The sequence below is a fragment of the Microvirga sp. genome, assembly GCF_014699075.1.
Lineage (GTDB): Bacteria > Pseudomonadota > Alphaproteobacteria > Rhizobiales > Beijerinckiaceae > Microvirga.
On sequence record NZ_JACXAB010000015.1, the window covers coordinates 19,435 to 41,659 of the forward strand.

Annotated in this window: 23 protein-coding genes; 4 read left to right on the top strand and 19 right to left on the bottom strand. The window is 63.4% G+C overall.

Translation table 11 applies throughout. The features are described from left to right. Positions 1 to 9: 9 nt before the first annotated feature. From IC232_RS18660 to IC232_RS18695, 8 genes are all read right to left on the bottom strand, one after another. Positions 10 to 891 (bottom strand): SMP-30/gluconolactonase/LRE family protein, encoded by an 882-nt coding sequence (locus IC232_RS18660; RefSeq protein WP_190846490.1) that lies wholly within the window; start codon positions 889 to 891, stop codon positions 10 to 12. Continuing rightward, positions 888 to 1,781, bottom strand: coding sequence for an aldose 1-epimerase (locus tag IC232_RS18665; RefSeq protein WP_190846534.1), 894 nt, complete (start codon positions 1,779 to 1,781; stop codon positions 888 to 890). Before IC232_RS18665 ends, IC232_RS18660 begins: the two co-directional genes overlap by 4 nt. A 15-nt stretch (positions 1,782 to 1,796) precedes the next feature. Then, entirely contained in the window at positions 1,797 to 2,606 is an 810-nt protein-coding gene (locus IC232_RS18670; RefSeq protein ID WP_190846491.1) for an HpcH/HpaI aldolase family protein, read from the bottom strand. Between the two features lie 10 nt (positions 2,607 to 2,616). Continuing rightward, on the bottom strand, positions 2,617 to 4,350 hold the full coding sequence (araD, locus tag IC232_RS18675; RefSeq protein WP_190846492.1) for an L-arabinonate dehydratase: 1,734 nt from the start codon (positions 4,348 to 4,350) through the stop codon (positions 2,617 to 2,619). Between the two features lie 13 nt (positions 4,351 to 4,363). Next, complete coding sequence (locus IC232_RS18680; RefSeq protein ID WP_409564940.1) at positions 4,364 to 5,215, bottom strand: carbohydrate ABC transporter permease; 852 nt, start codon at positions 5,213 to 5,215, stop codon at positions 4,364 to 4,366. A 5-nt stretch (positions 5,216 to 5,220) separates the two neighbouring features. Then, positions 5,221 to 6,159 carry a carbohydrate ABC transporter permease gene (locus tag IC232_RS18685; RefSeq protein ID WP_190846494.1) on the bottom strand — a complete coding sequence of 313 codons (939 nt, stop codon included), beginning with the start codon at positions 6,157 to 6,159 and terminating at the stop codon, positions 5,221 to 5,223. Between the two features lie 77 nt (positions 6,160 to 6,236). Continuing rightward, a complete protein-coding gene (locus tag IC232_RS18690; protein WP_409564941.1) occupies positions 6,237 to 7,496 on the bottom strand; it encodes an ABC transporter substrate-binding protein in 1,260 nt (419 codons plus the stop codon). A 65-nt stretch (positions 7,497 to 7,561) separates the two neighbouring features. Beyond that, positions 7,562 to 8,635 carry an ABC transporter ATP-binding protein gene (locus IC232_RS18695; RefSeq protein ID WP_190846495.1) on the bottom strand — a complete coding sequence of 358 codons (1,074 nt, stop codon included), beginning with the start codon at positions 8,633 to 8,635 and terminating at the stop codon, positions 7,562 to 7,564. Positions 8,636 to 8,895: 260 nt separating this feature from the next. Between IC232_RS18695 and IC232_RS18700 the strand changes: the two genes are divergently transcribed. Next, positions 8,896 to 9,954 carry a LacI family DNA-binding transcriptional regulator gene (locus IC232_RS18700; RefSeq protein ID WP_190846496.1) on the top strand — a complete coding sequence of 353 codons (1,059 nt, stop codon included), beginning with the start codon at positions 8,896 to 8,898 and terminating at the stop codon, positions 9,952 to 9,954. Between the two features lie 138 nt (positions 9,955 to 10,092). Beyond that, entirely contained in the window at positions 10,093 to 10,947 is an 855-nt protein-coding gene (locus IC232_RS18705; RefSeq protein WP_190846497.1) for an alpha/beta fold hydrolase, read from the top strand. Positions 10,948 to 11,004: 57 nt separating this feature from the next. On the opposite strand, the gene IC232_RS32930 is transcribed toward IC232_RS18705, so the two are convergent. From IC232_RS32930 to IC232_RS18715, 3 genes are all read right to left on the bottom strand, one after another. Continuing rightward, positions 11,005 to 11,130 (bottom strand): hypothetical protein, encoded by a 126-nt coding sequence (locus IC232_RS32930; RefSeq protein ID WP_281413402.1) that lies wholly within the window; start codon positions 11,128 to 11,130, stop codon positions 11,005 to 11,007. 103 nt (positions 11,131 to 11,233) lie between these two features. After that, positions 11,234 to 12,973: an ATP-dependent zinc metalloprotease FtsH gene (gene ftsH, locus IC232_RS18710; RefSeq protein ID WP_246812287.1), complete on the bottom strand. Its 1,740-nt coding sequence runs from the start codon at positions 12,971 to 12,973 to the stop codon at positions 11,234 to 11,236. A 151-nt stretch (positions 12,974 to 13,124) separates the two neighbouring features. Beyond that, the gene (locus IC232_RS18715) at positions 13,125 to 13,400 is read right to left on the bottom strand and encodes a GNAT family N-acetyltransferase (protein ID WP_190846499.1); all 276 of its coding nucleotides are present in this window, start codon (positions 13,398 to 13,400) and stop codon (positions 13,125 to 13,127) included. A 153-nt stretch (positions 13,401 to 13,553) separates the two neighbouring features. Between IC232_RS18715 and IC232_RS18720 the strand changes: the two genes are divergently transcribed. Further along, positions 13,554 to 14,021, top strand: coding sequence for a 5' nucleotidase, NT5C type (locus IC232_RS18720; RefSeq protein ID WP_190846500.1), 468 nt, complete (start codon positions 13,554 to 13,556; stop codon positions 14,019 to 14,021). Positions 14,022 to 14,034: 13 nt separating this feature from the next. On the opposite strand, the gene IC232_RS18725 is transcribed toward IC232_RS18720, so the two are convergent. Further along, positions 14,035 to 14,625, bottom strand: a complete 591-nt coding sequence (locus tag IC232_RS18725) for a GNAT family N-acetyltransferase (RefSeq protein ID WP_190846501.1) — start codon at positions 14,623 to 14,625, stop codon at positions 14,035 to 14,037. 125 nt (positions 14,626 to 14,750) lie between these two features. Then, positions 14,751 to 15,212 (bottom strand): hypothetical protein, encoded by a 462-nt coding sequence (locus IC232_RS18730; RefSeq protein WP_190846502.1) that lies wholly within the window; start codon positions 15,210 to 15,212, stop codon positions 14,751 to 14,753. A 200-nt stretch (positions 15,213 to 15,412) separates the two neighbouring features. On the opposite strand from IC232_RS18730, the gene IC232_RS18735 reads away from it, so the two are divergent. Then, the gene (locus IC232_RS18735) at positions 15,413 to 16,003 is read left to right on the top strand and encodes a hypothetical protein (RefSeq protein ID WP_190846503.1); all 591 of its coding nucleotides are present in this window, start codon (positions 15,413 to 15,415) and stop codon (positions 16,001 to 16,003) included. 23 nt (positions 16,004 to 16,026) lie between these two features. Here IC232_RS18735 and IC232_RS18740 read toward each other — a convergent pair whose 3' ends face one another. From IC232_RS18740 to IC232_RS18765, 6 genes are all read right to left on the bottom strand, one after another. Next, positions 16,027 to 17,286: an RluA family pseudouridine synthase gene (locus tag IC232_RS18740; protein WP_190846504.1), complete on the bottom strand. Its 1,260-nt coding sequence runs from the start codon at positions 17,284 to 17,286 to the stop codon at positions 16,027 to 16,029. A 42-nt stretch (positions 17,287 to 17,328) separates the two neighbouring features. After that, positions 17,329 to 17,715, bottom strand: coding sequence for a fluoride efflux transporter CrcB (crcB, locus tag IC232_RS18745; RefSeq protein ID WP_190846505.1), 387 nt, complete (start codon positions 17,713 to 17,715; stop codon positions 17,329 to 17,331). Between the two features lie 3 nt (positions 17,716 to 17,718). Continuing rightward, positions 17,719 to 19,041 (bottom strand): replication-associated recombination protein A, encoded by a 1,323-nt coding sequence (locus tag IC232_RS18750; protein WP_190846536.1) that lies wholly within the window; start codon positions 19,039 to 19,041, stop codon positions 17,719 to 17,721. Between the two features lie 60 nt (positions 19,042 to 19,101). Next, entirely contained in the window at positions 19,102 to 20,508 is a 1,407-nt protein-coding gene (locus IC232_RS18755) for a Do family serine endopeptidase (protein WP_190846506.1), read from the bottom strand. Between the two features lie 144 nt (positions 20,509 to 20,652). Next, positions 20,653 to 21,075, bottom strand: coding sequence for a 50S ribosomal protein L17 (rplQ, locus tag IC232_RS18760; protein ID WP_036353021.1), 423 nt, complete (start codon positions 21,073 to 21,075; stop codon positions 20,653 to 20,655). 124 nt (positions 21,076 to 21,199) lie between these two features. Further along, positions 21,200 to 22,222, bottom strand: coding sequence for a DNA-directed RNA polymerase subunit alpha (locus IC232_RS18765; RefSeq protein ID WP_376771030.1), 1,023 nt, complete (start codon positions 22,220 to 22,222; stop codon positions 21,200 to 21,202). Between the last annotated feature and the right edge of the window lie 3 nt (positions 22,223 to 22,225).

Consider the following 22,225-nt stretch of genomic DNA (forward strand, 5'->3'; position numbering starts at 1 on the left):
AATGTAGCCTTAAAGAAAAGAGTCGAATTCGTATTCCGGCAGGCCCGGCACATCGACCGGCATGGCGAAGAGACTGCCGGAATGCGGATATGTCTTCAGTTCATCATCGGAACGGCCGGTGCGGGCGGACGTCACGTACAGGGTCTTCAGATCGGGACCGCCGAGGCAGACCATGGTGGGGCAGCGAGCCGGGACGAGATATTCAGCCAGCAGGCGCCCGTCCGGCGAATAGCGCTGGATCCGCCCGCCTTCGAACAAGGCCGTCCAGTAGCAGCCTTCCGCATCCACGGCCGCGCCATCGGGACGTCCGCGATCCGTTTCGGTGGGATGAAGACGCACGAACAGGGTCCTGTCCGTGACTTCGCCTGTTGCGGGATCATAGGCGTAGCGCCACACCGTAAAGGTTGGCGTGTCCGAGTGGTAGAGGGTGCGCCCATCGGGCGAGAAGGCGACGCCGTTGGAGGTCAGAAGATTGCCGGCAAGTGTTGCAAGTCCGCGAGAGTCGTAGCGGTAGAGATGCGCCTTGCCGCCGTCCTTAGGCTCATCGATGGTACCGGCCAGGAAGCGTCCTGCCGGATCGACACGCCCGTCGTTGAACCGGCTCGTGCGCTGGTCCTCCGGATTGTCCGCAAGCTTGCGCGTGCGGTTGCCGTCAGCAGCCAGCAGCCAGAGCCCTGAGCGGAAGCCTGCGATGAAACCGCCGCCTTTTCTGAACCCGATGCAGCCGATTTCCTCCGGCATCACGAAGGTCCTGTGCTCGCCCCTCGCGGGCTCAAAGCGGTGGAGCGCCCTACCCTTGATGTTGACGAAGTAGAGCGCCTGCTCATCGACGGACCAGATCGGGCACTCCCCGAGCTCGGCACGAACATCCAACGCAACTTTCAGGCTCATGACAGGGCCTCCACGCCGAACCGCACCCGCGCGGTTAGGCGCTCGCCAGACCTCAGCACCGTGAGCCCATGATGTGATGGATCACGCCGGCTGATGGCATTGTTCATATGACTCACCGGCTCCACTGCAAAGAAATTCCGCTCTGTGGGGACATACACCACCAGGTGGCCGAAAAGCGGATCGGCCTCGATGCTCAAGGCGACGTTCTCCTGAGGATAGACAATACGAGCCTTCCCATCCCAGCCGGCAAAGCAGTTGTCGAGACGCGGCTCACCCACTTCGCGCATAGCTCGGTAGCTCCAAAGATCCGGAACAGGGATGCTGTCCATCGGAAGCGAATCCTCGCGATTGGGGTAGACGCGCTCAGCCGCGAACTGCAGGCGGACGCCAGGGCGCTTGGGGAAGAACGGGTGCAATCCCAAGCCGGCCGGCATGGCGCGATGATCCTCGTTCTCAAGCATCAACGTGAGCGTCAATCCATCCGGAGAGAGTTCGAAAAGCTGCTCGGCGCGGTAGGCGAAGGGCCACTCCTTCGCCGCATCTCCATCCGGCCGATGAAGGAGCGCAAGACGGCAGCGTGCATCATCGGCTTCCACAACCTGCCAGGGCCTCTGCCAGGCGTTGCCGTGAATGGAATGTGGGTGATCGCCGAAGTTCAGCGCCAGCCGATGCTCAATGCCCTCGAACGTGAAACGTCCTTTAGCGATGCGGTTGCTGTAGGGGATGAGCGGGTAGCAGCAGGTCTGCCGCACCAACCCGTCGCGCAAGACCTGCTCGGGGGTCTCGCGCATCAGCGCCACGTCGCCATGCCGGAAGCCCGCGATGGCGCCGCCGATGGTTGGCGCCAGATCGAGCTTCAGCGCACTGCTCCTGAGCGTGACGATCAGGATGGCCTCCTCACGTCTCTAATAAGCTGCGGCGGGCGCGGCGGGAGCCGGGGCAGCCTCGCCCCTGAGAGCGCCGAGCCATTCGGAGGCGCGGCTCGTCATCATGGCGATATCTGAAGCCACCGCTACGTAGCTGTAGCCGTAGCTGATGAAGCGCTTGACCATGTCTGGATTAGGCCCGACGATGCCGACCGGCTTACCGGCTTCCTGCGCCATCCTGGCTGCCTTCTCGATCAGCGCCTGAACATCAGGATGCGCGATGTTGCCGATATGGCCCATGGCGGCCGCAAGATCACCAGGCCCAACGAATAGGGCGTCGATTCCGGGAACTGCCGCAATCTCCGGCAACCGCTCAATCGCCTCCGGCGTTTCGAGCTGGGCGATGACAGCAACCTGATCATTGGCTCGTTTGAGATAATCCGCCGCGCGGCCGAAGCGCGAGCCACGATGCACGGCGGCGACACCACGCACGCCGTGCGGCGGGTACTTCGCGAACGAGACGGCCAGACGCGCTTCCTCGGCAGTCTGCACGAAAGGCAGCATGATCGTTTGGGCGCCCGCATCGAGCACGCGCTTCACGAGCACCTGATCGTTCCAGGCAAGCCGCACCACAGCATCGGCCGGCGTGCAGCCGACGGCTCGCAGGATATGCGCCAGATCCGACACCTCGATCGGCACGTGCTCCATGTCGACCACGAGGAAGTCGAAGCCGCTATAGCCCATAGCCTCGGCGGTCGCCGGAGCGGCCGCCATGAGCCAAGTGCCGAGCGGCGGCTTGGGTCCTTGCCCCTTCAGCCAGCTTTTGAAGCGGTTCTCGATGCTGATCATGACAGAACTTTCAGAAAATCGACGGCTCGGCCACGAGGCCGCGTGTGGACAGGAAGTCGAAGTCGCAGCCTTCATCGGCTTGAGAGACGTGGCGCTGGTAGAGGGCCGCGAAGGATCGCTCGTAGCGCAGGGCTCCGGGCTTCCACTCGGCGCGGCGGCGCTCCAGCTCCTTGTCATCAACTTTCATGTCCAGGCGCCCGGCTTCCACGTCGATTTCCACGAGGTCGCCTGTCTTGAGAAGCCCGAGGGGTCCACCAATTGCGGCTTCCGGCGCCACGTGCAGGATGCAGGTGCCGTAGTGGGTTCCGCTCATGCGCCCGTCGCAGATGCGCGCCATGTCGCGCACGCCCTGTTTCAGCAGCTTCTTCGGGATCGGCAGATTGCCCCATTCCGGCATGCCGGGTGCGCCAACTGGACCGGCATTGCGGAGCACGACGACCGTGTCCTCCGTAATGTCGAGATCGGGATCGTCAATGGTGCGGTTCATCTCGGCGGGGCTGTCGAAGACAAGCGCAGGGCCTACATGCTTGAGAAATTTCGGGTTGGCCGCCGAGGACTTCATGACGGCACCGTTGGGAGCGAGGTTGCCGCGCAGCACCGCCAGCGTCTTGCCGCGGGAAAGCGGCACGACCGGGTTGTCCTCGCCCCGGATGACCTCGTCGTTCCAGCACTCGGCTCCGGCGATGTTCTCGCCAAGTGTCTTACCGTTCACCGTCATGGCGTCACGGTCGAGATGCCGCTCCAGCTTCTTGAGCTGCGCCAGAATTCCGCCGGCGAAGTAGAAATCCTCCATCAGGTACTCGCCCGATGGAAAGAGGTTCGCGCAGACGGGCACCCGTCCGGCCATGTCTGACATGTCGTCAAGGGTCAGATCAACGCCCGCCCGGCGTGCCATTGCGATCAGGTGAACGGCGGCGTTGGTCGACCCGCCAAGGGCCATATAGGCGACAAGGCCATTGCGGAAGCTCTTCGCATCAAGGAATCGGGAGGGCTTCCAGTCCTCCCAGATCATCTCGATGACGTGCTCGCCACAGGCCGATGCCATGCGCGGGTGGCCGCTGTCGGCGGCAGGGATCGAGGATGCGCCCGGGAGCGTGAGACCCATAGCGTCCACGATGGAGGTCATGGTGGACGCCGTGCCCATGGTGTTGCAGGTGCCGATGGAGCGGGTCATCCGGCTTTCGAGATCCACCCAATCGTCTTGGGTGATATTGCCGGCACGCAGCTCATCCCAGTATTTTTTCGTGTGGGTGCCCGCACCCGTCTTGTGCCCGCGCCACTGTCCGTTCGACATGGGGCCTGCCGGGCAGTAGATCACCGGAATGTCCATGCTGATCGCCCCCATGAGGAGGCCGGGCGTAGACTTGTCGCAGCCGCCGAGCAGCACGGCGCCGTCGATGGGATGCGAGCGCAGAAGCTCCTCGACTTCCATGGCAAGGAAGTTGCGGTAGAGCATGGTGGTTGGCTTCACCATCACCTCACCGACTGACAGCGCCGGCAGCTCAACCGGGTAGCCGCCCGCCTGCCAGACGCCGCGCTTCACCGCCTCGGCGCGGTCGCGCAGGTGCGAGTGGCAGGGGCTGAGTTCGCTCCAAGTGTTGACGATGGCAACAACGGGCTTTCCGAGGAATTCCTCCCGCCGCAGGCCCATCTGCTGCGTGCGCTGCCGATGGGCGAAGCCGCGCATGTCGTCGGAGGCATACCAGCGCTGGCTCCGCAATTCCCCGATTGTTCGGCGTGTCATCTCGAAACGATCCTTATCCCTTGATGCCGCCGGAGGTCAGGCCGGACACGACGCGCTCCTGGAAGATCACGATCAGAACCGCAACCGGCACGATGCCGACGACGAGCGCCGCCGAGATCACCGGCCAGGGGAAAGCGAACTCACCCTGATAGAGCGTGATGCCTACGGGGAGCGTGCGCAGGGCCGGGTTGGAGTTGAAAGATAGCGCAAGCAGGAACTCGTCCCAGGCGTTCACGAAGGCGAGAATTCCTGCCGTAAACACACCCGGCGCCGAGAGCGGCACCACGACCTTGAAAAGGGCACCAATGCGGGTGCAGCCGTCGATCATGGCGGAGTTTTCCAGATCGCGCGGAATGCCCTCGAAGAACGACACGAGGATCAGGGTGCAGACCGGCAGGCTCAGCACCGTGTAGGGCAGGATCAGGGCCACCCAGGTATTGAGGAGGCCAAGCGCCCGCATGATCTCGAAGAGAGGCACCAGCAGCGTGACGAGCGGGAAGGTCGAAACGGCGATGATGGCCGAGAGAATAAGATCCCGTCCGCGGATCTGGAGCCGAGCCAGCGCATACGCAGCGAGAACGGAGATGAAGAGCGTCAGCGCGGTGGAGAGGATCGCCACCATGAAGCTGTTGAACAGGAACAGCAGCAGGGGCTGGTCCGTGAAGGCGCGCAGATAATTTGCAACCGTCGGCGCATGCGGCAGCCAGGTGATTGGTTTCACGGTCAGCTCGGCTTCCGTCTTGAGCGACGTGAACAGGATCCACAGCGCCGGGAACATACCGTTCACGACCAGGATGAACCCGATCAGGATACGCAGGGGCGTGCCGGAGAAGAGCGAGCGGCTGGCAGTCGTATCGTGGCTCATGGCTGTCATCCCTTGGCCCGGATCATGCGCAGGTAGACTGCCGTCACGGCCATGGAGAGGGCGAACATGACGACGGCGAGCGCCGAGCCGTAGCCGAGATCGAGGAAGTCGACCGTGTTCTGGTGGATGTACATGGCAAGCGTCGCCGTGGATGTGCCAGGGCCGCCGCGTGTCATGGTGAACGGGATGTCGAACGTCTGGAGCGCCGTGATGGTGCGGAAGATCAGGGCGACAACGATGGCAGGCTTGAGCAGCGGCAGGGTGATCTCGAAGAACTGCCTGAGGCGCCCTGCCCCATCCACATCGGCTGCCTCATAGAGCGAGCGCGGGATCGTCTGGAGGCCTGCGAGGATGATGAGCGCCATGAAGGACGAGGTCTTCCAGATGATCGTGAGACAGATCGCGGCGAAGGCCCAATTGGCGGAGTTGAACCAGATCACCCCTTCGATGCCGAGGCGCCGGAGCACGTCGTTCACCACGCCGTATTCGGAATGGAAGAACCATGCGAAGATGAGGCCGGCGAACGAAAGCGGCAGCGCCCAGGGAATGAGAAGCGAGAGACGGACCGGCCATTTCACGTTGAACGGCAGGTTGGCCATCAGGGCGAGCGCCAGACCGACGAACAACGCCCCCGGAACGGTGATGAGCGTGATGAGCACCGTGTTCCGGGTCGTCTCCCAGAACACCGGGTCATCCAGCATGAGGCTGTAGTTCTCAAGCCCGGCGAAGGTCGCAGGCAAGCCGGAGGTGAGCGACAGGTTCTGGAAGCTAGTCCAGATCAAACGGCAGACGGGATAGACGATGATGAGCGTCAGGAGGAGGGCTGCCGGCATCAGCAGCAGCACGGCCAGGGTGCGCTCGCTCGGATCAAGGAACCGCGTCCACCACTTGGTGCCGCTCTCGTTTTGCGGGGCCACTAGGGTCGTTTCGCTGACCGTTGCCATCGTGTCATCCTGCCCGTTTGCAACATTGGGGTGACGGACGCCCGTGGGCGTCCGTCGGAGAGCTATTGTAGTGTGCCTTAGCGCAGCACGCGACGCAGGCGGCCCTCCATCTGCGTGGCGCCTTCCTCGGGCGTCGACTGCCCGGCCAGAACACCATTGACGGTGGTGCGGATGATCTCGCTCACCTCGTTGTAGCGCGGTGTCACGGGGCGAGCCTTGGCGGTCTCGACCACAGGACGGGCATTCGCGAACCACGGCACGGCCTTGGTCACGTCAGCGTCCGTGTAGACCTCGGGGAACTGCGGGAGCAGGGCTGCATTGATCGCCATGAACTCCGAGACTTCCGGGCTCGACAGGTACTGGACGAACTTCTGCGCCTCGGTCTTGTTGTTGGAATAGGCGGACACGCCCCATTCCCAGCCGCCGAGGCAGGAGGCCGGCTGGCCGCCCTGCACTGCCGGAAGCTTCACGACTCCAACCTTATCCTTCACGGCCGACTCAGCGCCCTGGAACTGACCCCAGGCATAAGACCAGTTCACCGCGAAGAGCACGTTGCCGGCCTGGAACTCCTTACGGGTATCGTCGGTCGCCACTTCCGCGATGTTCTTCTTGGCGACGCCCTGATCGACGAAGTCCTTCCACAGCTTCAGTGACTTCACGGCCGCTTCTTTGTCGAAGGAGAGCTTACCGTCGGAGACAAGCTGCTTGCCCATGCTCCAGTACGGCAGGAGGAAGGTGCACACGGCGCCCTCAATCGCCTTGCCCTGGAAGGACAGACCCTGAAGGTTCGGATCCTTCTCGGCCTCAGTGACCTTCTTGGCAGCCGCGGCGAGTTCGCCCCAGGTCTGCGGCGGCTGGATGCCGTGCTTCTCCAAAAGATCCTTGCGGTAGTAGAGGAACATGGCATCGGCGAAAGCCGGCAGCGCCACGACCTTGCCGTCGACCGTGTTGGCCTCGGCGTAAGCCGGGAGATAACGCTTCATCGCGCTGGCGGCATCGTTGCCGAGCACGTCGTTGAACGGCACAGTCCAACCGGCTGCTGCATATTGCGCCGGACGGATCACGTCGAGGATCATGATGTCGAGGGAGGGGTCCTTCGCCGTCATGACGGTGTTGAGGTACTGCGCCTGCTGCTCGGAGGTGTTGCCGCCGGTCTCGATCGTCACCTTCACGTTCGCGTTCTTCGCCTCGTACATGTCGAAGGCCTTGCGCCACACGTCAGGGCGGTGCTGGCTCGACACGAAAACCCGCAGGTTGGTCTGCGCCGTCGCGGCGGATGCGGACAGGGTCATGGCCGCACCTGCGAGAAGCAGTGTCATGGTTGTTTTCAAAGTCATCGTTTCCTCCATGGAAGTTTGACGATGCCGGTTCCTTGCCGACATCCTTTATTGACCTGCGCCTGTCAGGCGATGGCCCGTTCCGTTGCCGCATCGAAAAGGTGGATCCGCGAAGGATCGACACCGATGGTGAGATCCTCGCCAGGGTTCGGGCGCATCTCCGGCGCACCACGCGCCGTCAGCGTGGACGAACCGAGGACGAAGTGGATGAGCGTATCGGAGCCAAGCGGCTCGACGACCTGCACCCGTCCCGACAGGGCATGGCCCTCGCCGGCTGGCACGAAATGCTCCGGACGAATGCCGACGATCACATCGCGCCCTTCGAGGCCACCGGCTTTCCCGGCGGCATGGCTTTGAAGCGGAAGGCTGGCCCCGCCGTCGAACATCACCTGCCCGCCGCGGATCGTACCCTTGGCGAAATTCATGGCCGGCGATCCGATGAAGCCGCCGACGAAGACGCTGGCTGGCGAGTTGTAGACCTCGTCCGGGGTGCCGACCTGCTCAATCTCGCCACCCTTGAGGATCACGATGCGGTCGGCGAGCGTCATCGCCTCAACCTGATCGTGGGTCACATAGATGATGGTGGTGCCGATGGCCTGATGGAGGCGCTTGATTTCCGTGCGAACCTGACCGCGCAGCTTGGCATCGAGGTTGGAAAGCGGTTCGTCGAACAGGAAGACCTGGGGACGGCGCACGATCGCGCGGCCCATGGCAACGCGCTGGCGCTGGCCGCCGGAAAGCTGGCTCGGCTTCCTCTCGAGGAGTTGGGTGATTCCGAGCATCTCGGCCGCCTGGGTGATGCGCGGCTTGATCTCGGCGGAAGGAATCCCGCGCACCTTCAGGCTGAAGGCCATATTCTCGTAGACGGTTTTGTGCGGGTAGAGCGCGTAATCCTGGAACACCATGGCGATGTCGCGCTCCCGGGGCGGCAGCTTGTTCACCACCCGCTCGCCGATGCGGATCTCGCCGCCGCTGATGCTCTCCAGGCCCGCCAGCATGCGAAGGGTCGTCGACTTACCGCAACCCGACGGGCCCACCAGCACCACGAACTCGCGGTCGGCAATCTCCAAGTCGATGCCCTTGACGATCTTTAGAGCACCGTAACTCTTCTCAAGCTTGCGGAAGCTGACGGACGACATGCTCCCTCCCTGTTGCTTTGCAGCGTGCTCGAAGGTGGCGCGCCTGCACATAATCCCCTGGCGATAAGTCCCAGGCGTAAGGCTCATTGCATCTATCATAGCGCTACGATGAACTCGATGCAAGCAGCTTTCGGGCGAGTCCAGGAGCAATGAGAAAGCGAATTTTTGGCCATACCTAAGGCGTTTTCGCTTGGGATATCACCTCTTGAACCTTATACTGCCGGAAACTATTCTCTCGGAGCGCTACGAAAGACAGACGAATGGACACTGGCAGCAGCTTGCAGAATCGCGTGCCGCGGAAGCGGCGCAAGATGCAGCGCGTGACGATGATGGACGTGGCAAGGCTCGCTCAGGTCTCCCCTTCCACGGTGTCGCTCTACCTGCGCAAGCCCTCCGCTGTTTCCCCGGCGGCAGGCCAGGAGATCGCCCGCGCCATTTCAACCTTGGGCTATGTTCCCAATCTGGTCGCAGGGGGACTCGCGGCCGCGTCATCGAAAGTGGTCAGCATCATCGTACCGTCGATTCGCAACGCCTTCTTCGCCGAGACGGTGTCCACTCTTCAGGCCGAACTGGCCGCGGAGGGCCTGCAGGTCATCCTTGGCCATAGCGAGTATGGAGAGGATCAGGAAGAGGCCCTTGTTCGAACGGCCCTCGCCTGGGCTCCGGCCGCCGTCGTTCTGACGGGCCTGTCACACAGCGCCGAGACCCGCAAGCTTCTGCAGGCGAGCGGCGTGCCCGTTGTCGAGATGTGGGAGATCGGCGGAGAGCCAGTTGATATGGCCGTGGGTTTTTCACACCCGCATGTAGGCGCATCCGCCGCCCGCCATCTCCTGGCCAAGAGACGCCGCTCAATCGCATTCCTGGGCGCCCGCATGCAGGAGGATCATCGCGCTGCCAAACGGGCGAGCGGATTTGCCGAAGAAGCCAAGCGTGCGGCGGAGCACGTAACCTGCGAGGTTATCAATCATCCAGGCGCCGCCACGGTCGAGGCCGGATCGCTCCTGTTGAGCCGTGCCCTCCAGCAGATCCCGGACCTCGATGGTATTGCCTGCTCAAACGACCTGATCGCCTTGGGCGCGCTCTTCGAGTGCCAGCGCCAAGGCATCCCTATTCCGGACACAATCGCCGTGGTGGGCTTCGGGGACCTCGATTTCAGCGCTTCATGCATTCCTTCCCTGACAACAATCCGCCCTTCCGGAGATTTGATTGGCAAGGAAGTTGCACGCCTGATCCTCGCCGGCATTCATGGTGAACAGCCTGCAGGCGCCTCCCGCATCATCGACACCGGCCATGTTCTGATCGAACGGCGGAGCACCTGATCAGGCCTTTGGAGCCACCACTTCTCCATAGACACTTCAACAGTATAGCCGCGCTCCGCCCCTGGTGTTTGGACGTCACCTACGGCAGCCTGTGCGTGCCGTAACCTGTCGTCGGCCTGAGTTGAAGGAGGTGTTCGCATGGTCAATCGCCTGATCGCAGCCCGAGACCGTTTTGCGGCTCGCCACCCTGAGCAGCGGATCCTCATCGGCAGCCGCGAGTGGGGGTATCTCCAGACAGGTGGTACTGGCCCAGCCCTGTTGCTCATTCCCGGCACCTTGGGCCGCGGCGACATCTTCTGGCAGCAGATCGAGGCCTTGGAGGATCGCGCCCGCATCATCGCTGTGTCCTATCCCAGCAGTGGCAGCGTGGCCGAATGGGCGAGCGATCTCGCGGAGTTGTGCGACAGGCTCGGCCTTGGCCGCGTCACGGTGCTCGGCTCCTCCCTCGGAGGGTATCTGGCGCAATATTTCGCCGCCGCGTATCCGCACATTACCGAGAGGCTTATTGCAGCCAACACACTGCACTCGGTTGCTGGAATCGCCGCCCGGCCGCCCTACTCCTCCGATCTCGACAATGCACCGATCGAGGAACTCCGCGCTGGGTTCGGTCGCGGTCTTGACGCGTGGCGCGATGCTCATCCGGATCAGGCGGAACTGGTCAATCTGCTCATGGCGGAAGTCGGCGGAAGAATTCCCGAGCCGGAACTGCGCGCACGGCTGAACGCTCTGAAACAAGGGCCGGAGCTGCCGCCCCTCGATCTGCCGCGGGAGCGGATTGCGACAATCGAGAGCGTCGACGACCCTCTCATTCCACCAGCGATGCGCGAAGTCGTGAGAACGCGCCTGAAACCGTCGGTCGCCTACCGTTTTGAATCGGGCGGGCACTTTCCCTATGTGTCGCGGCCGGATCTCTACGTGGCTCTGCTCGAGGAGCAACTCGGCCTTACAGTCACCCGCGAAACTTGGGGCGATGGAGAGTTGCGGGCGCGATAATGCCGCGTCATCGACGTCAGATTACACCCTGCCGCAAGACGCTTGAAGTTCAGCCTTTCACCCTTGCGGCTTGGTCTCGTGGCAAACCTGTGGGGTATTGATACTCCAGTTGCCACACTTGTCGCAGGCCGTGACGAGGAAACCGATGCTGATGACGCAAGCGGCGCGGACGAGTTTTTTCATGCGAAGGCCCCTTGTGGTGCACCATAGGAAAAATCACGCTCTGCTGCCAGCAAGTGAATTGCGGGCACTGTCAGCAACCAGATGAGGCTGGGAGGTGGCCGGTTCAGGCAGCCAATCTCGCCTGCTGCTTATGAACGATCCGGCGGACCTCGTCGCCCTCGAGCGTCTCTTGCTCCAGCAGCGCCTCCGTCAGGGCATCAAGGGCATCGCGATTGTCATCGATGCAGCCTTTCGCCGCCTCATACATCTCGTCGATAATACGGCGAATCTCCTGCTCGACTTCCCTCGGAAGATTGTCACCCGCGCGGGTGACGCGAACCATGCCGATCGCCGGGCTCATGCCCCACTCGGTGACCATCCGGGTCACGATGTTGGTGGCATGCGCAATATCGCTGGCGGCGCCCGTCGTAACCTTCTTCGGCCCGAATACGACCTCCTCGGCTGCGCGGCCGCCCATGGCGACGATGAGATCCGCCTCGAGCTGCTCCACCGGGATGCAGAAACGGTCATGCTCCGGCAGACGCATGACGAGGCCGAGCGCCTGGCCATGGGGAATGATGGTAGCGCTGTGTACCTGGTCGGAGGCTGGAAGCAGGGTCGCGCAGAGGGCGTGTCCGGCCTCGTGCACCGCCACGAGCCTGCGCTCCTCGTCCGTAATCACGAGGGAGCGGCGCTCAAGCCCCATGATGATCTTGTTGCGGGCGGCCTCCAGATGCTCGCGGGTCACCTCCGCGACGCCTTCGCGGGCCGCGAAGATGGCAGCCTCGTTCAGAAGGTTACTGAGATCGGCACCCGAAAAGCCGGGCGTCCCCTTGGCGATGGAGGCAAGGCTGACTCCTTGGGCCAGCTTCACGCTACGGGCGTGAACGTTGAGGATCGCCTCGCGGCCGGAGATGTCAGGCAGCCCGATATGGACCTGCCGGTCGAAGCGTCCGGGGCGCAGGAGCGCCGGATCGAGCACGTCGACGCGATTCGTAGCACCGATGACGATCACACCCGCCGTGGTGTTGAAGCCGTCCATCTCCACCAGGAGTTGGTTCAGGGTGGACTCGAACTCCCGGTCGGCGGCCGATCCCCCGCCCCCACGCTTGCGGCCGATGGCGTCGATCTCATCGATGAAGATCAGGCAGGGAGCCTTCTTGCGGGCCTGTTCGAAGAGCTTGGATACGCGGCCCTTGGCGATGCCGATCAGCGGCGCCGAGAAATCGCTGCCCGATACGGCCATGAAGGAGACGCCCGCCTCACCGGCCAGAGCCTTGGCGATCAGGGTCTTTCCCGTCCCCGGAGGGCCTACCATCAGCAGCCCACGGGGGATGCGGGCTCCGACTTTGGTGAAGGCATCCGAGTCCTTCAGGAAGGCGATCACCTCCTGCAGTTCGGCCTTGGCCTCCTCCTGGCCTGCCACGTCGTCGAAGCGATTCGGGATGCTGCGAACCACCTTGGGCCAGCGGGAGGTCGGCTTGAAGTCTGTCTGGATCGCCAGCATGGCGAGCACAGCCAGAACCAGCACGATGGGCACGATGATGCTCGCCATATGGGCCGGATCGAAGCCGGGCTTCCTGAAATCGACCTCGGCCCCGGAGGCGGTGACACGCTCGATATAATCGGCACTGACGAGACCATTCGGCATGCGGACGAAGACGTTGCGATCTGCCAGGGAGACGGAGAGGCCGCCGCTCTCGATCAGAACCTTCTGAACCTTCTTCTGCGCCAGTTCACGCGTAAACTCGGAATAGGTGATCTCGGCCACAGGCTGGGTCAGATAACGGGGCGCGAGGAAGACAGCCGCGGCAATGATCAGGGCAAGGATGGCAGCCGAAACGGCCACGCTTCTTTTGGCCAAGAGTTGTCTTGCTTTTTCGAGAACGTTTGTCACCGGCGGCGCCCCCATAGCGCAGTTTGAATTTTTTGGAGGAGCCGCTGTGTAGTTTATTTTGACGCAGTCCGCAGTACGGCGAATGGGCACACCCGTCGAATGGAGGGGGTTCAAGCACTCAGTTCAGAAGGTCGCTGTATTCCTTGTGCCGGCGCATCCAGGTGAAGGCATAGCTGCACAGAGGCGCAATCTTTCGCCCCTCGGAGCGGGCAATCTCGGCTACACCCTTCATCAGTTCGCCGGCGGCACCCGTGCCCCGTAGCGGAATGGCAGCCTCCACATGCCGGATCACGAGATCGGACCCGCGCCGCTCATAGGTCGCGAAGGCCAGCTGCCCATTGCGCTCCAGCTCGAACCGATGCCGATCCACATTGTCACGAACGTCGCTGCTCATGGCTCAACTCATCTGATGAACACTGCTTGAAATTCCAACGTAATCCCCCAGGCAGCGTTCCGAAAGCGGCCAGGATCGAGCTTATGGGGACCAGGAACAATCCGGATCCCGGCCGGGTTTCGGCCTAGCGGATCGAAGGGAGGACCAGCCAGCATGCCGACCGTGTTCCTTGACTGCGACGGGGTCTTGGCGGATTTCGACAAGGGCGCAGCCCAGATCTTTGGCATGCCACCCGCCGAATATGAGCGCCGGTTCGGCCTGAAGCGGTTCTGGTCGGAACTGGCCTCCGCCGAGGATTTCTTCAACAGCCTGGCCCCCCTGCCCGATGCCATGGAGCTGTTCGAGGCCGTGAAGCACCTCCATCCCGTGATCCTGACGGGCCTGCCCCGCGGCAACTGGGCCGAGCCGCAGAAACGCCGCTGGGCCACGCGGCATTTCCCGGGCACAGAGGTGATCACAACGACCGCGGCCCTGAAGCGCGAGCATTGCCGCCCCGGCGATGCGCTGGTCGACGACCGCGACAAGTACCGCCACCTCTGGGAGGGTGCGGGCGGCGTCTTCATTCACCACAGGAATGCAGCCACCTCCATCCGAAGTCTGCGGGAACACAGCTTCATCTGAGACCGATACCACCTCACTTCAAGGCCATCTTCCGCTCAAGCCCGGCTTTCACCGTCGGCCACTCGTCCCGCACAATGCTGTAGACCGCAGTGTCGCGAATATGCCCGTCGGGCATGACCATGTGCTGGCGCAGGATGCCGTCGAGCTTGGCGCCGAGGCGCTCGATGGCGGCGCGGGATTGATCATTGAGACGATGAGTCCGCAATTCCACTGCGTTGCAGCCCAGGACCTCAAAGGCGTGCCGCAGCATGAGGAACTTCGCGTGGGTGTTGACGAAGGTCCGCTGCCAGGATCTCGCGATCCAGGTGGTGCCGATCTCGACCCGGTGGTTGGCAGCGTCGATGTTCATGAACCGGGTCGAGCCGATGACCCGACTCCCCTCGTTCACGACCGTGGTGAAGGGCAGCGCAAGACCGGCCTCCTGCAGTTCCAAAGCCTTCTGCACATAAGCATCAAAGCCCTCCGGCCGTGGCACGGTCGTGGTCTTCTTCTCCCAGAGTTCACCATCGCTCGCAGCCTCTGTCAGCGCCGGAATGTCGGAGGGGCTTAAGGGACGCAAGGTCAGACGGTCCGTCGAGAGGGTCACAGGCGCGATATGCAGCATGATGGAAGTGCCTTTATCCGATCTGCTGCTTTGTCCCTGATTCAGAGCGAGCCTGCAACGGCCAAGGCAGCATCAGGAGACGATGGGCCTCCTGATGTATGGGTCGGCAGGTGATGCAATTTGCGTCAGCCGAGCAGGTATACGAGGCCCGGCAGGCTCACCGCGAGAGCGGCCAGCGCCCAGGCGCCCAAAGCCGATTCCCAGGCGACATTGCCGGTCGCATTCCGCAGTCTCTGTGCGCAGGTCGAAGCATCCATCGTGCGCCCGCTGAGGCATGAGCAGAGCGCGTAATGAGCCTGACCGTCCGAGAGGGCGAAATAGCGCATGACATCGCCGAGCCTGTCGCTTGCAAGGCCATCGGCGCGTAGGACCGGATCCTCGTAAGCGACCGTGAGCGGAGAATTGTCCTCGCGGATCAATGCTCTCTCGGACGGTGGCTTGTACTCGATTTCACCAAGGGAGTTCAGGGAGCGTTTCGGGTCGCTTTCGAGCAGGGCGATCCAACGCTGAAGTCGTTCCTCACGGGACAAAGGTCTCGGCTGAACGTCGGCTACGCTACGGAGCTGATCAAGATGCTTGTGTTCCATCGATCTCCCTCCTTGCCGAGCATCGAACCGGAATGTGGACTTGCACGTTCCGGATCCATCCGATGCTCAATGCTCAGACAACCGGATGGCTGAGTGAGATGACCGATGCTGCGCTGGCCGCGCGGCGAAAGTGCGACAGGATGGGAAATCGACCAGCCTTGAGCTAATTTGAGGGTCCCACGCGCATACGGGAGCGGGCCATGGCAGGAAGCTCGGAAAACAGCAGCGGACAGCGCTGGCATGTGTGGCGGCTGGCACCCTGGATGGTCACAGCGCTCCTCCTGGCTTTTCCCTTGGCGGCGATGCGGTTCACCGATGAGGTGAACTGGGACGAGACGGACTTCATCGTGTTCGGCGCCATGCTTTTCGGCGCATGCGGTGCCTACGAGCTGGCGGCCAGGATGACGGGAAACACCGCCTACCGAGCCGCCGTCGGTGTTGCTTTCGTGGCCGCCTTCATCCTCATCTGGATGAACCTTGCCGTCGGCATCATTGGGTCCGAGAATAACCCGGCCAACCTGATGTACGCCGGCGTGCTCGCCGTCGCGGTTCTCGGTGGCCTCATCGTGCGTTTCGACCCTCGCCGCATGGCACACGTCTTGGTCGCGACGGCGCTTGCTCAAGCACTGGTTGGGGTCATCGCTCTGAGTGCCGGGCTAGGCTCCACCGGGGAGAACTGGCCGCGCGTGATCGTGGTCCTGACCGGGTTCTTTTCCGCCCTGTGGCTCCTATCGGCCTGGCTGTTCCGGAGAGCCGCACGGGAGCCCGCTTCCGCAGGCGCCGCGCCGTAGGCTCGGATTGTCGACAAGATGCCCTAGTCTTCGGGCGCCTCGACGATGGGATCGTACTGGCTCGTGTCGAGACCGAGCAGGTTGAAGCTCTGCTGCATGTGCGGCGGCAGAGGCGCCGTTACATCGATAGGCTTGCCCGTTCGTGGATGGGCGATGACGATGCGGCGCGCCAGAAGATGCAGCTTGTTCTGGATGCCGCCGGGCAGCTCCCAATTCTCGATGTCGAAGTACTTCGGATCGCCGACGATGGGATGGCCGATATGTGCCGCGTGCGCGCGTAGCTGATGCGTGCGCCCCGTCACTGGCTTCAGAGACAGCCAGGCGAGCTTCTGCGCCGCCGTGTCGATCACGGCGTAATAGGTCAGCGCGTGGCTTGCCCCCTCGTCGCCGTGCTGGGCCACCTTCATGCGTGCGTCGCCCTCCTCGCCTTCCTTGGCGAGATAGGTGGAGACCCTGCCCTGCCGGACGCGCGGCACGCCGGCAACCAGCGCCCAATAGATCTTGCGCGTGGTGCGGGCGCGGAAGGACTTCGCCATGGTGGAGGCGGCAAAGCGGGTCTTCGCGATCACGAGGCAGCCCGCCGTATCCTTGTCGAGGCGATGCACGAGACGCGGCTTCTGCCCATCTTCGCCGGCGAGGGAATCAAGCATCCCGTCCACATGCCGCTTGGTGCCCGAGCCGCCCTGAACGGCAAGCCCCATCGGCTTGTTGATGATGAGGACGTCCTTGTCCTCATAGAGCGTGATCGACTTCAGGAAATCGCGCTCGTCCTGATCCTTGGCTGGGCTGCGGGAGACCGGGCGCTGCTGGTCGAGCTTGAGCGGCGGCACCCTGACCTTCTGGCCAGCCACAAGCCGCTCGTTGGGCTGCGCCCGCTTGCCGTCGATGCGCAGCTCGCCTTTACGGACGATGCGCTGAATATGCGTGAAGGCCAACTGCGGGAACCGCGCGACCAGGAAGCGGTCGACGCGCATGTCAGCTTCATCGGGCTCGACCACGAGGGTCTGCACGCCGGTCGCCAGAACCTCCTGGGCGTCCGCCCTGGCTTGCGCGCGGGTCTGGCGCGGAGCCTCCGTGATCGCAGGCTTTGCTTGCGGCCGTGCCGCGACGGGTTTTTCTCGCACCGCTGAGGGCGCCCGCGTCTTGGCCGCAGCCGATTTCACGCCGCGCGGCTTCGCCGGGGCTGCCTTGCGCGCGGGCTTGTCCTCGCGCGAGCGAAAGCCCTGCCGAGATTCCTTCCGCCCGCCGTGGGCACCATTCTGTCCTGAACCACTTTTTCTCATGATCTGTGGGTACCAGAGCGCCGCGCGGGCGGCAATCGAGGTTTAAGCCGTGAACGTCCGGACCAACGCCAGACCGGCGAGCAGTCCGGCAATCGAAAGCACCACCGAAGCGCCCACGTAAGCCATAGCGAGCCCCATCTGTCCCCGCTCCCAGATCAGCACCGCATCCAGGGAAAAGGCCGAAAAGGTGGTGAAGCCGCCGAGAATGCCGGTGGTGAGGAAGAGCCGCAACGGCTGGCTCCACTCCTCCCCCGCCTTGAGGACGAGCCATGCAGCGATGGCGCCCATGAGGAAGGAGCCGACGACGTTCACCGTCAGCGTACCCCATTGAAACGCCATTCCGCCCAGACGGGCGCAGCCGACATTCACCCCATGACGCAGAGCTCCGCCGATGCCGGCGCCGAGGAAAACGAGGAGATAGGCTTTCATGGGCTAGTCCTCGCCACCTTCGCCCCACCGATTTCGGCGCAGCCTCTCCCACCAGTCCAGCCGCTTGCGGATCTCCCGCTCGAAGCCACGATCCACGGGTGCGTAGAACGATTGCCGCCCGAGCTTGTCCGGCCAGTAATCCTGGCCTGAGAAGGCATCCGGCTCGTCATGGTCGTAAGCATAGCTCTCGCCGTAGCCGATCTGCTTCATGAGCTTGGTCGGAGCATTCAGGATTGTCTTCGGCGGCATGAGGGAGCCGTGCTCCTTCGCCACTCGCATGGACGCCTTGTAGGCCGTGTAGAGCGCATTCGATTTCGGCGCGGTGGCGAGGTAGACCGCCGCCTGGGCGAGCGCCAGCTCCCCTTCCGGCGAGCCGAGGAAATCGAAGGCATCCTTGGCCGCGTTCGCAATAACCAAGGCCTGCGGATCGGCCATGCCGATATCCTCCACCGCCGCCCGCACCAGACGGCGGGCGATGAAGAGCCTGTCCTCGCCCGCGTCGAGCATCCGGGCCAGATAATAAAGCGCGGCGTCCGGGTCGGAGCCGCGGATGGTCTTATGCAGGGCCGAGATGAGGTTGTAGTGCCCCTCCTGCCCCTTGTCATAGATGGGCGCGCGGCGCTGGATGATCTCCTGCAGTTGCTCCGCGTCGAAGACCTCGCCGGGCTTGGCCGAGCGCCAGACTTCCTCCGCCAGCGTCAGCACGGCCCGGCCGTCGCCGTCCGCCATGCGCACGAGGGATGCCCTTGCCTCCTCGTCGAGCGGAAGGCTCTTGCCCGTGATCTCCTCGGCGCGCACCAGGATCTTTCCGATGGCATCCTCGTCAAGGGACTTGAACAGGAGCACCCGGGCGCGGGAGAGAAGCGCGGCGTTCAGCTCGAAGGACGGGTTTTCCGTGGTGGCGCCGACCAGGGTGATTGTGCCGTCCTCCATGACAGGGAGAAAGGCATCGAGCTGGGCCCGGTTGAAGCGGTGGATCTCGTCGACGAAGAGCAGCGTGCCCGTGCCCATGGACCGGCGATGCCGGGCGGCCTCGAAGACCTTCTTGAGATCCGCCACGCCGGAGAAGATTGCTGATATCTGGTCGAAATGCAGATCCGTCTCATGCGCCATCAGCCGGGCGACCGTGGTCTTGCCTGTGCCGGGCGGTCCCCAGAAGATCAGCGAGCCAAGAGACTTCGAGGCGATGAGCCGGGTGAGGATGCCATCCGGCCCCACGAGATGATCCTGGCCGACCACTTCGGAGAGCTTTGTCGGCCGCATCCTGTCCGCCAGCGGGCGGGGTGCGTTCTGGTCAAGGCCGGCGGAGGAGAACAGGTCGCTCATGATGAACAGGGACTCAAATTGACCCGTCATCCATAGCCGATCCGGACGCCGCCGTCGCGCTTAGCGGCCCAGCACCGTCGTGAAGGTCCGCCCGCCACGGCTGACGGTGATCTCCCAATAGCCGCCGTTCCGGTTGATCAGGCGATCCGCGTCACGGGTATTGGCCACACGTTCGCCGTTGATGGCGACGATCTGGTCGCCCTTCTCGAAACCGACGCTCGCGGCGACGCTGCGCTCCTCCAGTTCGGCCACGACGACACCGTCATCGGCCACATCGATCTGCAGCTCGTCGGCGACCGCCGGCGACATGTTGACGAGAGTCGCACCAGTGAATGGCGTCCGTCCGCGGCTGCGCACCGGATCCCGCAGCGGGTTTTCGGGCGGCGGCATGAGCCGCACTTGGATCGTACTCTGCTTTCCGCCGCGCAGGACGGTCAGAGGCGCTTGCCCTTGTGTTCCCTTGAGGGTGAATCGGTAGCCGAAGGAATCAGGATTATCGACCGGCTGCCCGTCGACCTCCAGGATGGCATCGCCCCGCTTAAGCCCGGCTTCGGCCGCCGGCCCCTTGTCATAGACGGCGGTCACCAGAACGCCGGTCGGGCGCTCCAGGCCCAATCCAGTGGCGATATCGCCGTCGACGGGCTGGAGGCGCGCTCCGAGCCAGGGCCGCACCACGTTCTTGGCGCCGCCCCTGGCGGAATTGAGCACCACCCGGACCATGCTGGACGGCACGGCAAAGCCGATGCCGATGCTGCCGCCGGAGCGCGAATAAATGGCCGTATTGATGCCCACCACCCGGCCGTTCATGTCGATGAGGGCGCCGCCTGAGTTACCCGGGTTGATAGCCGCATCCGTCTGGATGAAGAACTGGTAGTCGGAGATCCCGACCTGGGTTCGTGCCAAGGCCGAGACGATGCCCTGCGTTACCGTCTGGCCCACACCGAAAGGATTGCCGATCGCGAGCACGATGTCGCCCACCTGCAGGGCCTCGGAGTCGCCCAGTTCCACCGCCTGAAGGTTGGTGGCGTCCTTCAGCTTGAGCACGGCGATATCCGTGCGTGAGTCACGCAGCAGGATATCGGCTTCGAACTCCCGGCGGTCGGCAAGCGCCACCTTCACCTCGGTCATGTTCTCGATCACGTGGTTGTTCGTGATCACGAGGCCCGAAGCATCGACAATGACCCCCGAGCCGAGGGAGCTCTGGGATCGACCCCGGGGAACGCCAGGTGCGTTGTCGCCGAAGAAGCGGCGGAAATACTCCTCGATGGCGGCATTCTGCCGGCGATCGTTCCGCTTGGCGTAGACGTTGACCACCGCACCCGCGGTCTGCCGCACAATGGGCGCGAAGGAGAGCTGGACCTGGGCCTTGCTCTCGGGCACGACCCGTTGCGTCTGGGCCTGAGCTCCGCCTGCTCCGAGAGCGAGCGCGGCAAAAGTCACAGCAAGGCGAAGCAGCGAGAAGCGCATGGCCAGGAATCCCTCATTCAGCGATGCCCTTCGATAGAACGCCGGGCGCGAAAGTCCAAGCTCCACCGGGCACCTGGGGACACAGGCGCGCAAACAAAAAGGGCGGCTCGAAAGCCGCCCTTGATAGATCGCCTGCACCAAGAGTTACTCGGCGGCCTCGATGATCTCTTCCTTCATGGTCGGGCCCGAATCCTGGCCGCGCGCATCCACGTCGCGGTCTACGAACTCGATCACGGCCAGCGGGGCGTTGTCGCCGTAGCGGAAGCCGGCCTTTAGGACGCGGGTGTAGCCGCCGTTGCGGTCGCCGTAGCGCTTGCCGAGCACGTCGAAGAGCTTCTTGACCATGGTTTCGTCGCGCAGCTTCGACATGGCGAGGCGGCGGGCATGCATGTCACCGCGCTTGCCGAGGGTGATCAGCTTCTCCACGACCGGACGCAGGTCCTTGGCCTTCGGGAGCGTCGTGACGATCTGCTCGTGCTTGATCAGGGCAGCCGCCATATTGGCGAACATGGCCTTGCGGTGTTCGGTCGTGCGGTTGAAGCGACGACCACGGAATCCGTGACGCATTGGCTTTCTCCTTGGTTTTCCGGCCGCCGTGCCAAGGGACGGACCGTCTCTCTTTTGATCCGCCGGTTTCCGACGGGGTTGTATCGAAGCCGCCCATCACGAATGAGGAGCGGCTTCGGGATTCTTAGTAGTGCTCTTCGAAGCGCTTCGCGAGATCTTCGATGTTCTCCGGCGGCCAGCCCGGCACGTCCATGCCCAGGTGCAGGCCCATGCCGGCCAGAACTTCCTTGATCTCGTTGAGCGACTTGCGGCCGAAGTTCGGGGTGCGGAGCATTTCCGCCTCGGACTTCTGGATCAGGTCGCCAATGTAGACGATGTTGTCGTTCTTCAGGCAGTTTGCCGAACGGACCGACAGTTCGAGCTCGTCCACCTTCTTGAGGAGCGCCGGGTTGAAAGGCAGCTGCGGCGCAGCGGCGGCAGCCTCTTCCTTGCGGGGCTCTTCGAAGTTGACGAAGACCTGGAGCTGGTCCTGCAGAATGCGGGCGGCATAGGCCACGGCATCCTCAGGCGTCACAGCGCCGTTGGTCTCCACCGTCATGATCAGCTTGTCGTAGTCGAGGATCTGGCCCTCACGGGTGTTCTCGATACGATAGGAGACCTTCTTCACCGGGCTGTAGAGCGAGTCGACCGGGATCAGGCCAATCGGCGCGTCCTCGGTGCGGTTGCGCTCGGCGGGAACGTAGCCCTTGCCGGTGTCGACCGTGAACTCCATGCGGATCTCGGCGCCCTCGTCGAGGGTGCAGAGCACGAGCTCGGGGTTCAGGATCTGCACATCGCCGACCGTGTTGATGTCGCCAGCCGTCACGGCGCCAGGGCCGGTCTTGCGGAGCGTCATGCGCTTGGCGCCTTCGCTCTGCATCTTGATGGCGATCGTCTTCACGTTGAGGACGATGTCCGTCACGTCCTCGCGGACACCCGGAATGGACGAGAACTCGTGCAGCACGCCGTCGATATGGACGGCCGTCACGGCGGCGCCCTGGAGGGACGACAGCAGGACACGGCGCAGGGAGTTTCCGAGCGTCGTGCCGAAGCCACGCTCGAGCGGCTCCGCAACAACCGTCGCAATACGCTTCGGATCGTCGCCTGGGGAGACTTCGAGCTTGTTCGGCTTAATCAGCTCTTGCCAGTTCTTTTGGATCACAACCACACC